9 protein-coding genes are annotated in these 12,670 nt (G+C 40.9%); 7 read left to right on the top strand and 2 right to left on the bottom strand.

What is annotated here, in order from left to right; translation table 11 throughout:
- Positions 1 to 269: 269 nt before the first annotated feature.
- Positions 270 to 1,226, top strand: coding sequence for a DNA (cytosine-5-)-methyltransferase (gene dcm, locus PL9631_RS23985; RefSeq protein ID WP_083624270.1), 957 nt, complete (start codon positions 270 to 272; stop codon positions 1,224 to 1,226).
- Between the two features lie 114 nt (positions 1,227 to 1,340).
- Here the strand turns inward: dcm and PL9631_RS23980 are convergent, their stop codons facing one another.
- The gene (locus PL9631_RS23980) at positions 1,341 to 5,063 is read right to left on the bottom strand and encodes a PAS domain S-box protein (protein ID WP_083624268.1); all 3,723 of its coding nucleotides are present in this window, start codon (positions 5,061 to 5,063) and stop codon (positions 1,341 to 1,343) included.
- 663 nt (positions 5,064 to 5,726) lie between these two features.
- Here PL9631_RS23980 and PL9631_RS23975 point away from each other — a divergent pair.
- Complete coding sequence (locus PL9631_RS23975; protein ID WP_083624267.1) at positions 5,727 to 6,113, top strand: response regulator transcription factor; 387 nt, start codon at positions 5,727 to 5,729, stop codon at positions 6,111 to 6,113.
- A 170-nt stretch (positions 6,114 to 6,283) separates the two neighbouring features.
- Here PL9631_RS23975 and PL9631_RS23970 read toward each other — a convergent pair whose 3' ends face one another.
- On the bottom strand, positions 6,284 to 7,747 hold the full coding sequence (locus PL9631_RS23970) for a bifunctional orotidine-5'-phosphate decarboxylase/orotate phosphoribosyltransferase (RefSeq protein ID WP_083624265.1): 1,464 nt from the start codon (positions 7,745 to 7,747) through the stop codon (positions 6,284 to 6,286).
- 150 nt (positions 7,748 to 7,897) lie between these two features.
- On the opposite strand from PL9631_RS23970, the gene cax reads away from it, so the two are divergent.
- The 5 genes from cax to argB all read left to right on the top strand — a co-directional run bounded on the left by cax (position 7,898) and on the right by argB (position 12,666).
- The gene (cax, locus tag PL9631_RS23965) at positions 7,898 to 9,013 is read left to right on the top strand and encodes a calcium/proton exchanger (RefSeq protein WP_083624263.1); all 1,116 of its coding nucleotides are present in this window, start codon (positions 7,898 to 7,900) and stop codon (positions 9,011 to 9,013) included.
- 203 nt (positions 9,014 to 9,216) lie between these two features.
- The gene (locus PL9631_RS23960) at positions 9,217 to 10,257 is read left to right on the top strand and encodes a rod shape-determining protein (RefSeq protein ID WP_083624262.1); all 1,041 of its coding nucleotides are present in this window, start codon (positions 9,217 to 9,219) and stop codon (positions 10,255 to 10,257) included.
- 84 nt (positions 10,258 to 10,341) lie between these two features.
- On the top strand, positions 10,342 to 11,115 hold the full coding sequence (mreC, locus tag PL9631_RS23955; protein WP_083624349.1) for a rod shape-determining protein MreC: 774 nt from the start codon (positions 10,342 to 10,344) through the stop codon (positions 11,113 to 11,115).
- A gap of 42 nt (positions 11,116 to 11,157) precedes the next feature.
- Positions 11,158 to 11,697 (top strand): rod shape-determining protein MreD, encoded by a 540-nt coding sequence (gene mreD / locus PL9631_RS23950; protein WP_197046482.1) that lies wholly within the window; start codon positions 11,158 to 11,160, stop codon positions 11,695 to 11,697.
- Positions 11,698 to 11,772: 75 nt separating this feature from the next.
- Entirely contained in the window at positions 11,773 to 12,666 is an 894-nt protein-coding gene (gene argB / locus PL9631_RS23945) for an acetylglutamate kinase (RefSeq protein WP_083624259.1), read from the top strand.
- Positions 12,667 to 12,670: the final 4 nt, after the last annotated feature.

Below are 12,670 nucleotides of genomic sequence, written 5' to 3'. Positions count from 1 at the left end.
ACCATATCTAGTAGGGGCGAACGGCCGTTCGCCCCTACAGATGGTGTATAATTGGGTATTCTGCGTAAGTCCTACAGGTTTAGTATTGTCCTAACCTGAATGGTTTTATCCTAGGGGTTGGGAGACGCAACCCTTTTTGCGCCTAGCCCTACGGGTTTTTATCACAAATCTATGTTAATAAATTGCATCAATATTTTATCCTATTTATGAAAATAGTTGGAAACCAACCCTAGAAGCTATTAAAAAGCTATATAACGTAGAAATCAGGAATGAGATATATTGATTTATTTTGTGGAATTGGAGGATTTAGATCGGCGATTAATCAAGTATTAACTGCTAAAAATACTGCTAAAAATATTCATCCACAGTGTGTTTTTTCCTCAGATATTGATCCCGATGCTCAAAAAATCTATCAGATGAATTTTGGAGAAAAACCGGCTGGAGATATTACTCAAATTGAAGCGGAAGATATTCCCGAACATGATATTTTATTAGCGGGTTTTCCCTGTCAACCCTTTAGTATTTGTGGACAACTTAAAGGATTTGAAGACACTAGAGGAACGTTATTTTTTGATATTGCTCGAATTTTGGCTTGTAAAAAACCCAATTATTTCATCCTAGAAAATGTCAAACAATTAGTGGGACATAACCAGGGAAAAACCTTAAAATCTATTATTGAAGTTTTAGAAAAATTAGGTTATACTGTTGAATATAAAGTGCTAAATGCCTTAAATTGTGGATTACCGCAAAAGCGAGAACGAATTTTTATTGTGGGTTATCGTCAACCGTTACCCTTTCGCTGGGAGGTTCAAAAAATCCCGATGAAACCCTTAACAGAAATTTTAGAACCGCAAGTTTCAGACTTTTATTATGCTTCGGAAAAAATCCGTAATAATCGTTTAATTAAATATCAGGGTAAAACCCATACTGAACCGACAATTTGGCATGAAAATAAAGCCGGTCATATTAGTGCTTATCCCTATTCCTGTGCCTTAAGAGCCGGGGCATCCTATAATTATTTATTAGTCAATGGAGAACGAAGGTTAACAGAGCGAGAAATGCTGCGTTTACAAGGTTTTCCCGATGAGTTTAAAATGGTCACTTCCTATTCGACCGCCCGCAGATTAATTGGGAATAGTGTTCCCGTTCCTTGTGTGTCAAGGGTAATAAATTGTTTATTAAATGCTATAAATAATAATATGGCAAATACAAACTTAATAGGTTAACAAGTTATGCTTCAAATAAGAGGATAATAGGAGGCACCTCAATAAATAGCATTTCTAGGTAGAACCCAGAAACGATGATTTTGCCATGGTTGCGGTGCTTCTTTCTATAACCGATTATCGATTGTGTTCTTTTTGAAAAATAGGAATAGAAACTTCAAATACCGTAAAATTATCGGGATCTCGGTAACAAAGAATTTCTCCACGATGTTGTTCGACTACAATTTTATAACTAATTGATAATCCTAAACCCGTGCCTTTTCCGACGGGTTTGGTGGTAAAAAATGGGTCAAATAGTCGGTTTTTAACCTTGTCTTCGATTCCAGGGCCATTATCTCGAATGGTGATTCTGACTTGTTCTAAAGGTGGTAATTTGCCTTTTTTCTCCGTTAAATCAGGAGGAATTACCTCCGTAGCAATTTTAATGATTCGAGGTTCAGATTGATTATCTAAGGCATCAATGGCATTCCCAATTAAATTCATAAACACCTGATTCAACTGTCCGGCATAACATTCAACCTTGGGTAACTTGCCATACTCCTTAATTAACTCAATCCCACCGGATGCTCCTTTGGGTTTTAACCGATTTTGTAAAATCAATAATGTACTATCAATACCATCATGAATATTGACAGGCTTCATTTCAGCTTCATCTAATCGAGAGAAACTTCTCAAAGAAACCACAATTTGACGAATCCGATCAGCCCCCATTTCCATCGAAGATAGAATTTTTGGTAAATCTTCAACTAAAAATTCTAATTCAATTTCTTCACCTTTCGCTTGAATTGCCGGAGTTGCAACGGGATAAATTTCTTGATATAATTCCAACAATTCTAAAATATCTTGAGTATATTCTTTGGCATAGGTAAGATTCCCATAAATAAAGTTAACCGGATTATTAATTTCATGGGCAACTCCCGCCACCATTTGTCCTAAACTCGACATTTTTTCACTTTGAATTAATTGGGATTCCTTTTGCTTCAAATCCTGTAACGCTTCACTCAAATGAAAGGCTTGGGTTTGGGCTGCTAAGGCCGCTGCGCGGGTTTGGGCATATAATTCGGCTTGGTCAATAGCGATCGCTAACTGATCCACCACCGCCCGCAAAAGCTCCACCTCACTATCGCGCCAAGGTCGATATCCGGCATAATGATTACAAACTACCGCTCCCCGTTGACCCGATCGCGTTTCCAAGGGCAATAATAATAGGGAGAAAATCCCCGCTTCCTGTAGAAACCTGGTGGTAGATTCATCTAAAGCAGTTGTGGTGTGAATATTATCAATTTTAATTGTTTGGGCCATCCGAATTTTTTCGGCTAACAAAGGAATTTGTTCCTGGGGATAGTCCTGCAAACCATTGGATAAAGTGGGATTTAGGGATTCATGGGTGACGGTGAAACTGGGTTGTTGATTGGGTTGAATATGTAGATACCAAAGGAAATGGCATTGATCCACCCGTAATAAGGCTCGAATTTCACTGACGGCGGTTCCCAGAATGGTATCAATATCTAAGGAATCGCGAATCTGACTCGCCAACCGAAATAATAACCCTTCCCGGCGACTTTGCAGTTCTTCCCGCGCCTTGACCCGATCAATGCCAACAGCTAAAGCATTTGCCACCCAGCCCAAAACTCCCCGAGCTTCATCATTGAGGGTTTCTTTAGTACAAATTGCCATTAACCCGACTAAACGACCTTCGACCACCAAGGGCAAATCCACAGTCCGACTGGTGATCAAGGATTGAGAATCGGAAATCGAATAGGTTAAAACATCGGTTTCGGTGATATTTTCTGGGTGAATAGTTAACCCGGAATTGGCTTGCAGTTCTAATTGATTACTATTAAAATTTAATGTCCAAATTCCTACCCCGACTACATCGGGATAATCGGCGATCGCCTGCATACAACGGCCTAGAATGGTGGTAATTGACCCCATAAGTCCCAGGGCTGTTCCTATTTCTGCTTCCAATTGAGAAAGCCGTGATCGCTCTAATAATAGGGTTTCAGCTTTTTTGCGTTCCGTAATATTCCGCGAAACCGCAATCACTTCATCAATATTTTCTGAGTTCTGATTTTCTAACCCATGACAGGTACTTTCAAACCAGATATATTGTCCATTGCGACATAGAATTCGGTAACTAACGGTATCAATATCTTGAGTATTTCTTAATCGTAAAAACTTTTCTTGAGTTACTTGCCAATCTTCGGGATGAATCAAGTCATAGACCGATTTTCCGATCAATTCTTCCGGTTGATATCCTAATAATTGCTGACTAGCCGGAGAAGCATATAAATAAGTCCCATCGTTGCTATGTCGAGAAATTAAATCCGTGGCATGATCAGCCAAAAGTCGATAACGGGCTTCGCTTTCGCGTAAAGCATCCTCCGACTGTTTGCGTTGGGTAATATCGGTTTGAATTCCAATAAAATGGGTTAAACGTCCTTCGCGATCGCGCACGGGGGAAATCGAGAGTTCATTCCAAAACGAATTGCCATCTTTGCGGTAATTTTTTAGGGTAACGCTACAATTGGTATGTTGGGCAAGTGCGTCCCTGAGACGATCTAATTCTTGCGGGTCAGTATCCTCACCCTGGAGCATCCGACAATTGCGCCCTAAAACTTCTTCCTGAGAATAGCCAGTTAATCGTTCAAAGGCGGGATTACAGTAGATAATCGGACAATCGCTGGCAGTAAAATCGCTAATCACAATTCCGCTAGGGCTGGCAGTAATCGCCCTTTCTAGTAATTCCATCCGCACTTCGGACTGTCTGCGTTCGGTAATATCAATTCCCGTAGCAATCACATATTTGACCAAGCCATTCGCCTGAAACAAAGCCGTATTTGACCAAGCAATCCAATGACGTTGACCACCAGGTTTCACCCATTCGGTTTCCCAACCATTTAAACGGGTTTGATTGGGGATTAGAGGAACTAAATTTTGAGTTTTCACCGATTTAGGAGATTCGTCAAACTCAATCATCATCGGCCCCGAAGCCCCTTGATTACTAGAAGGAAAGGGTAATAGGTTAACTCCCAACTCATCAAAGGTTTTGCCTTCGACTTCCTCGGCAGAATATCCCGTCAGTTGTTCACAGGTTCGATTAAACCGAATAATTCGACCATCGGGATCAAGAACAATTACTAAAGCACTAACCGTGTCCAGAACTGCACAAACAAAGTCTCTTTCTTGACGCACCAGTTCCCAGACTTGCTTGCGTTCATTAATAATATCTTCGAGTTGACTAAGTTTGGTTTTGGAGTGAATCAGTTGGCGGTGTAAATTGATTTGGCTAATAATTTGATTGTTGAGTGCTTGTAACGCCTTAATCGTTTCAGGGTGTAACTCCCGTGGCTGATCATCCATGATCGATAGCATTCCCACGATTAAGTGATCGGCGGTCATTAAGGGAATACCCAAATAAAATCGAATCCCAGGATCTTGTTTAACTAGGGGTTGAGAAGCAAACCGTTGATCATTCCAGGTATCAGAAATAATAATCGGTTCTGGGGATAGTTTTAAAGTAGAGTTAGAGCCATTAAGCCTTAAAGGATTATCCGGGTCGTCTTGCTCCTTGATCAACGAATCGGCGGGAAAATATAATTCAATAATAAACTCGCAGAAATTCAAATAGGGATGTATTTTTTCCGTTAAACCCACCTGGGATTTCAACCACTGATGGCTGGCATCCATAAAGGTAATTAAGGCAATGGGTGCCTGGGCGAGATGGGACGCTAAGTGAGTCAAATCATCAAAGGGAATTTCAGCAAACCTGTGGATGACCTGAGAAAGATTGTTGCCCTCTGGGCTGAACATGGTTTGACCTAAAAATCTTGCGTTCATTATCGGTAATCACCATACAAAGGGAGTGGCTAGATATCAGCAACCGGGTATTTAGCTTTTTGGGGTGAGATGTTTGCATTAACTGAGGGGTCAAGGGTTAGTTGCTAACACCTCAACACCTTAACATCTGGTGTCCCTCGACTGTTACCCGACTTCTGACTTTTATTTGACTCGCCTTAGCTGTATGACATTGTTTGTCCAAACGTCGTGATCTCACACAACTTTTTTTGATCTGCTTTGATCTTAACAAAGGTTGAAGCCAATTTTACTTTTGATCTGGGCTAATGCAAAAAATCTTTACGCCCATAAAAAATCTCGCCCGTGATGGAAAAATAGTTTTTTGTGCTATTTCTAGGGTACACACCATAAAGGTCTAGGTCTGGTAATGCGGTATGGTGACGTTTGAGTAATTTGTCCGATTCAAAACTATTAAATTTTTTGCTATTTGATTAATCAGAAACATCCCCAGCAGGTTTGATTAAATTTCCTTCATAATTGTCCAGGTTAAAGTATAGAATTGTTGATATAAAAGTGAAACAATACTTTTGATATATAATAAAAGTAATAGATAGTAGGCTGGGCGATCTAGCAAATTAGCTGATTTTTCATTGGCTTGATTACCACTCCTAGCAGGGCATCTCGACTCACCGAACATGAATTACTATGTCAGTATCTCAAAATTTTATACCCACTATTTTAGCTGTTGATGATAGTAGAGTTATGCAAGGACTCATCCAACAAGCACTGGGGAAGGAATATCGTGTCCTGGTTGCTGATAATGCTGTGGATGCTTTATCAATGATTTACCATGAAGCGGTTTCGGTTTTACTTCTGGACGTAGCGATGCCGGGAATTGATGGCCTAGAACTTTGCCGCACCGTTCGCAGTATTCCTCAGTTTCAGAATTTACCTATTATTATGTTAACCGCAAGGGACGGGGCTTTTGATAAGGTTCAGGGCCGTCTAGCCGGGGCGAGTGAATATCTAACGAAACCCTTTGATGCTCAAAAGTTATCGGAAGTTGTTGGCCAAGTTCTACAACTCCAATAAATTAATCCTAAAACTTATCCCCACTAAACACTAAAAAAAAGAGGAATATCTAGCAATATTATTTCTTAATATTCCCCCATTACCCTGTTACTGAGCGAAGTCGAAGTATTACCCCTTAGTAATTCGTAATTCGTAATTCGTAATTCGTAATTCCTACTTCCTACTTCCCTTTAAAAAAAGTTAAACTGTTCTTCGGTAATTCGGTTCGCTTCATACAAGGTTTCGGCTATTTCTGAAAGGGTTAATACGGCATGGGCTTGATAATTATTATCTTTTAATCTTTCTTTAACTCCTCCTTCATGATCAATTAAAACCACAATATCATTAACTTTTAATCCCGCAGATTTTAGCTTTTCGGCTCCTTTTATTACACTATTTCCCGTAATTAAAATATCATCCACCACCACAATAGTTTCCCCTGGTTGAAAATGTCCTTCAATTAATCGTCCCGCACCATAGGCTTTTACTTCTTTTCGCGGAAAGATCATCGGACGTTGTAATCTTAATGATAACCCCGTCGCGGTCGGTAAAGAACCATAGGGGATACCCGCAATTCTATCAAAGCTTAGGGTTTCTAAAATATCCCCATAGGCACCGACAATTTGATGAAAAATTTGGGGTGTGGAAATAATTCGTCTCAAGTCAATATAATAGGGGAAAGTTTCTCCCGATGCTTGAACATGATCCCCAAAAACAATACAGCCAATATCATACAATTGTAAAATCAAATCTCGATGGGGTTGATGTCTTAAAAAACAAACATCGGGCAACCATAAATCACAGGTAGGATTTCCTGTAATGAATTGTTGTCTTTCTTTGTTGATTTGATCTCTTAACTGTTGAATTTCGGTTCTGATGGTTTGTTTTTCTAATAAATGAGGGGGAATAGGTAATAATAAGCGATCGCCATTTAAACTTAATCCGGCGGATAAAATTGGGGTTAAATCGTCTACATCCATTAAATCATTTTCTTCGGCTACATCCCCTTCTAATAAGATAAATTGTTCCGGTGCAGCTTGACGAATTTTGGCTAACATATCCGGTATCATTCCCACTAATAATCCCAATTGTTCAGGAGTTCCCCAAGTTTGAGATACCTTAACTAATTCTAAATATAAAGGTTGCTGAGGTTGAGGATATTCTTGGATAATAGAAGCAGAAGGATTAGCCGTGGCACAGGAAATAAATACTGCTTGATCAGGATAAACTAAAAAAGGTGCAACTTGATCTAATCCCGCATAGGGAGTCAAAGTACAAGCATCAAATTTTAATTCTTCAAACACAAAACGAGCCAAAACCGTACTAGAATTCAAATCGCTATATTTGGCATCTAAAATAATCGGAATATTAGGCGGAATTAATTTTATGGTTTTTTCTAAAAGTTTTAAACCTGGTATCCCCAAACCCAAATAAAATCCCAAAGAGAGTTTATAGGCACAGACAAATTCCGAAGTTTCTCGAATAATATAACCTAGCCATTCCTGCCATTGTTCAGTAATATCAGTGCGATCGCCATCAATTCCCCCACAATTGTCAGTAGCAAAAATATGGCTATCGGGATCGGGTTCTAGGGCAACATAAAGCAAACTATTTTGTTGTTCAATTGCCGTCAATAATTTATTAAAAAAGTTCATTTTAAAGGTTAATTATTAATGATTGACAGGTATTACAGATGATGATTATAATTATAATGCCTGAAAGGTCGAGTTAAAAAAATAATCCTTGTTGATATAGCCTTCTAGGGGCAATAGGTTCTCTGATCAATCCTATAACTGATTACTGAAATGTTGAATACCAAAACCATACTCTCAGCCCTGTTAATTTTTGTGCCGATTTCGATTGCGGGTCACTTTTTGGAGTGGGGATCAACTATTGTATTTGTCACCTCAGCTTTAGCGATTATCCCCTTAGCGGGTTGGATGGGAACTGCGACCGAAGAAATAGCCGTTGTCCTGGGCCCGAATTTAGGCGGGTTGTTAAATGCCACCTTTGGGAATGCAACAGAATTAATTATTGGAGTTGTCGCCCTGAATGCTGGATTAATTGATGTGGTCAAATCCAGTTTAGTCGGGTCAATTATGGGAAACCTCCTGTTAGTCATGGGTTTATCCATGTTTTTAGGGGGTTTGCGCTTCAAAGAACAAAAATTCCAGCCCGTTATTGCCCGTTTGAATGCCTCGGCGATGAATTTAGCCATCATTGCTATTTTAGTACCAACGGCAGTAGATGTTACCTCGATTGGCATTGAGGAATCCACCATGCAAACCCTCTCAGCGGCGGTAGCGGTAGTTTTAATTACGGTTTATATTCTCACCCTGCTGTTTTCCATGAAAACCCACTCCTATTTATATGATGTGGGAGTAGCCGAAAACGATGAAGATGGCGTAATCACCCCAGCAGAAGCCGGACATGAGGCAGAAAAAGTGAATTTAAAGCTGTGGATTGGGGTTTTGTTATTGGCTACCCTAACTGTAGCTTTCGAGTCGGAATTATTGGTGGGGACTTTAGAGGAAGCTACCTCTAGTCTGGGACTGACAGCACTATTTACCGGGGTGATTTTAGTGCCCATTATTGGTAACGCGGCTGAACACGCCACCGCCGTTACCGTAGCGATGAAAAATAAAATGGATTTATCCGTATCCGTCGCTTTAGGTTCAAGTTTACAAATTGCTTTATTTGTAGCCCCCGTGTTGGTTTTAGCTGGATGGATATTAGGGAAACCGATGGATTTGAATTTTAACCCCTTTGAATTAATCGCCGTTGCCGTCTCTGTGTTAATTGCTAACTCCGTCAGTTCCGATGGCCGTTCCGATTGGTTGGAGGGGGTTTTACTCTTGGCTGCTTATACGGTTTTGGGTATTGCGTTTTACTTCCATCCGATTATTGAAGGTATTGGTTAATTATCGCTGATCCGGTCTTCTACCCAACGAACTAATAGTATAATCCCGGAAACCGATGCTGAGGAATTTGGGGTTGAAGTCCTCAGCATTCCAAATAGTGATGACTAGACGCACAACCCAAAACGTAATACAATTTTCATCGGTTAGTCGCCCTTACGGACACTCCGAAAGGATTGCTGTTAATTTTTTATAGGGAAAGAATAGTGGGTCTTTTTAGTCGTTTTTCGCAGGACATGGGCATTGACCTAGGGACTGCTAACACATTGATTTATGTATCGGGTAAGGGCATTGTACTACAAGAACCCTCGGTTGTCGCTATTGACAAACTAGAAAAAATCCCGTTGGCGGTGGGAGAAGAAGCCAAGAAAATGTTAGGCCGAACTCCAGAAAATGTAGTTGTGCTACGACCCCTGCGGGATGGAGTAATTGCGGATTTTGATGCCGCCGAACAAATGCTCAAACATTTTATCCGGCGGGTGAATGAGGGAAAAACCCTGATTGCGCCTCGAATTGTGATTGGGATTCCCAGTGGAGTCACCGGAGTAGAACGCCGGGCGGTGATTGAAGCGGTTTCTCAGGCCGGGGCACGGGACGTCCGACTGATTGATGAACCTGTGGCCGCGGCGATTGGTGCGGGTTTACCCGTTTCGGAACCGACGGGAAATATGATTGTGGATATTGGAGGTGGTACTACAGAAGTGGCGGTGCTGAGTTTACAGGGGACGGTATTAAGCGAGTCCGTGCGGGTAGCTGGAGATGAACTCAACGATGCCATCATTCTGTATATGAAAAAAGTTCATAATTTGGTGATTGGAGAACAAACGGCTGAGGATATCAAAATTAAGATGGGTTCAGCTTACCCCAACCCGGCCGCCGATGAAGAAATGGTTATGGAAGTACGGGGGATTCATTTATTATCGGGTTTACCTCGCACTGTTACCATTAAAGCCCCGGAAGTACGGGAAAGTATGGCCGAACCTTTATCAATTATTATTGATTCTGTAAAACGTACTTTGGAACGGACTCCCCCCGAACTGGCTGCTGATATTATTGATCGTGGGATTATGCTGGCGGGTGGAGGAGCCTTGCTCAAGGGTATCGACGCCTTGATTAGCCATGAAACCGGAATTATTACCCATATTGCGGCTGACCCCCTGTGTTGTGTGGTATTGGGCACAGGTCGGGTATTAGAAAATTTCAAACAGTTGGAACGGGTTTTTACTGGGGGTTCCCGCAATCTGTAACAATTGATAATCGATAATTGATAATTGACCCGGAAAAAAATAATTATCAATTATCAATTATCTTCACAGTTAATTTTAATCGGTATGCAAACACGGAGTTGGTGGAGTCGGAGTCGGAATCAATTTTTTTTACTGGGTTTAGCGATTCTAGCCGCTTTATTGGTGCGACAAACCCAAGGTGCTCCTTTGTATGAAATGTACTATTGGTTGACTCGTCCTTTTCATTTATCCCCATCAACTGTAACTGAACAGGAAAAGATTGTCCGACAAATTGCCCCTAGAATTAATCAGTTAGAAGCTCAAGTTGAAGAACTGAAAAACCAAAATCAAAAGCTTCAAGATATTTTAAATTATGTTGCTTCTAAAAAACAGGGTAAGGGAATGGTGGCTCCTGTAATTGGTCGCACTGGGGATTCTTGGTGGGAACAAATTATTATTGGTCGTGGGAGTCAACAGGGGGTGCGGAATCAGGATTTAGTGATGGCTCCTGGGGGATTAATTGGACGGGTGATTAGTGTGACACCGAGTACCAGTAAGGTAATGCTTTTGAGTGACCCAATGAGTCGGATTGGAGTCACCATTACTCGCAGTCGAAATATGGGATTTCTCAAGGGAAATTCAACGAAGCAAGGGGTGATGGAGTTTTTTGAAAGTGATCCGAAAGTCAAGGTGGGAGATATGGTTGTGACTTCTACTTATAGTCAGCTTGTCCCTGAAGGTTTACCTATTGGTAAAGTCATTTCTGTAGATATGAATAAAGCTCCTTCTCCTGAAGCAATTGTTGAACTTTTTGCTCCGATTTCTTCTTTGGAATGGGTGATTATTTACCCCAATCAAAAATCAGTAATTAAAAATTAATTGCTCTTATAATGATTACGGATAACTGATTACTGATTAATTATGTTTTTTAAGCCTTACCAAGTTTTGAATCTGATTATTACCCTGCTTTCCTTGTTGGTTTGTATGTGGTTATCTTTGGTTAGGATTCCGGGTTTAGAACTGTTTGGAATTACACCGAATTGGGTATTGATTTGGTTGGTAAGTTGGAGTATTAAACGGTCTTTATTAGAAGCTGTGGTTGGGGGATTGTGCTGCGGGTTGATGTTAGATGGATTAACGGTTGCCGAACCTTCCCATATTTTCCCCTTTATGATTGTTGGGGTTTTAACTGTTTTTATCTATAAACGAATTATTAAAAAAATTCAAGAGGATTTTATTTCCGTTGCTTTAATTGTTTTCGGCATGGCTATTTTGGTAGAACTTATCCGAAGTTTACAGTTAATTAATTTTAAACTTTCGGATTTTAATCACTTTTGGCAACATCAACAACGGGCGGCTTTGTCAACGGCGATTCTGAGTAGTTTGTGGGCTCCTGTCATCTATCTGCCGCTTAATCGTTGGTGGGCATTTATAAAACCCTCAAATCAACTAAAATCTTAGGGGCGGGTTCATCGGGGTTGGGATTAATTCGTACCCCCTCACAGAATCCGCCCTAAACGTGCTCAGGAAATTTCTATGCTTAAACATAGCGACTTTGACCAAACAGATACGGCCATTCGTGCCAAAATTCTCAGTGAAGCTCTCCCCTATATTCAAAAGTTTTCTAATCGTACAATTGTGGTGAAATATGGGGGGGCGGCGATGAAGGATAGCAGCCTAAAAGATAAGGTGATGCAGGATATTGTGTTACTGTCTTTTGTCGGAATTCGGGTGGTGGTTGTCCATGGTGGCGGCCCGGAAATTAATAGTTGGCTAGTTAAACTAGGAATTGAACCCCAATTTAAAAACGGATTACGAGTCACCGATGCCGCTACGATGGATGTGGTGGAAATGGTATTAGTGGGTCGAGTCAATAAGGAAATTGTTTCTCTAATTAACCAGGCTGGCGGGGAAGCGGTGGGGTTATGCGGCAAAGATGCTAACTTAATTAAAGCTCGGCCTGAAGGTCAAGCGGATATTGGTTTTGTGGGAGAAGTCAGTAGTGTCAATACTAAGCTTTTAGAGTCTTTGGTCAGTAGTGGTTATATTCCCGTAGTTTCCAGTGTAGCAACGGATGAAGATGGACAGGCTTATAATATGAATGCGGATACCGTTGCCGGGGAAATTGCAGCCGCGTTGGGTGCTGAAAAGTTAATTCTGTTAACCGATACAGCCGGAATTTTGGAGGATTATCATAATCCCGATACCTTAATTGCCCAAGTTAATATTCAGGAAGCCCGACAGTTAATTGAGCAAGGTATTGTTTCCGGGGGGATGATTCCTAAAGTCAATTGTTGTGTGAGAAGTTTAGCCCAGGGAGTGCGGGCGGCTCATATTTTAGATGGTCGTGTTCCCCATGCTTTATTACAAGAAGTGTTCACCGATTCCGGCATAGGGACGATGATTGTTGCTTCTGAATTTATGCGGTGAATCT

This window comes from Planktothrix paucivesiculata PCC 9631 (genome assembly GCF_900009265.2).
In the GTDB taxonomy this organism is placed as follows: Bacteria; Cyanobacteriota; Cyanobacteriia; order Cyanobacteriales; family Microcoleaceae; genus Planktothrix; species Planktothrix paucivesiculata.
Note: the sequence above shows the minus strand (reverse complement) of the source record. Positions and strands in the feature narration are given on the sequence as shown.

Coding starts and splice junctions, on each gene's coding strand:
- PL9631_RS23970 (WP_083624265.1), bottom strand. CDS start 7,747: ATGAACTTTTTTAATAAATTATTGACGGCAATTGAACAACAAAATAGT.
- PL9631_RS23980 (WP_083624268.1), bottom strand. CDS start 5,063: ATGAACGCAAGATTTTTAGGTCAAACCATGTTCAGCCCAGAGGGCAAC.
- mreD (WP_197046482.1), top strand. CDS start 11,158: ATGTTTTTTAAGCCTTACCAAGTTTTGAATCTGATTATTACCCTGCTT.
- mreC (WP_083624349.1), top strand. CDS start 10,342: ATGCAAACACGGAGTTGGTGGAGTCGGAGTCGGAATCAATTTTTTTTA.
- argB (WP_083624259.1), top strand. CDS start 11,773: ATGCTTAAACATAGCGACTTTGACCAAACAGATACGGCCATTCGTGCC.
- PL9631_RS23975 (WP_083624267.1), top strand. CDS start 5,727: ATGTCAGTATCTCAAAATTTTATACCCACTATTTTAGCTGTTGATGAT.
- cax (WP_083624263.1), top strand. CDS start 7,898: ATGTTGAATACCAAAACCATACTCTCAGCCCTGTTAATTTTTGTGCCG.
- dcm (WP_083624270.1), top strand. CDS start 270: ATGAGATATATTGATTTATTTTGTGGAATTGGAGGATTTAGATCGGCG.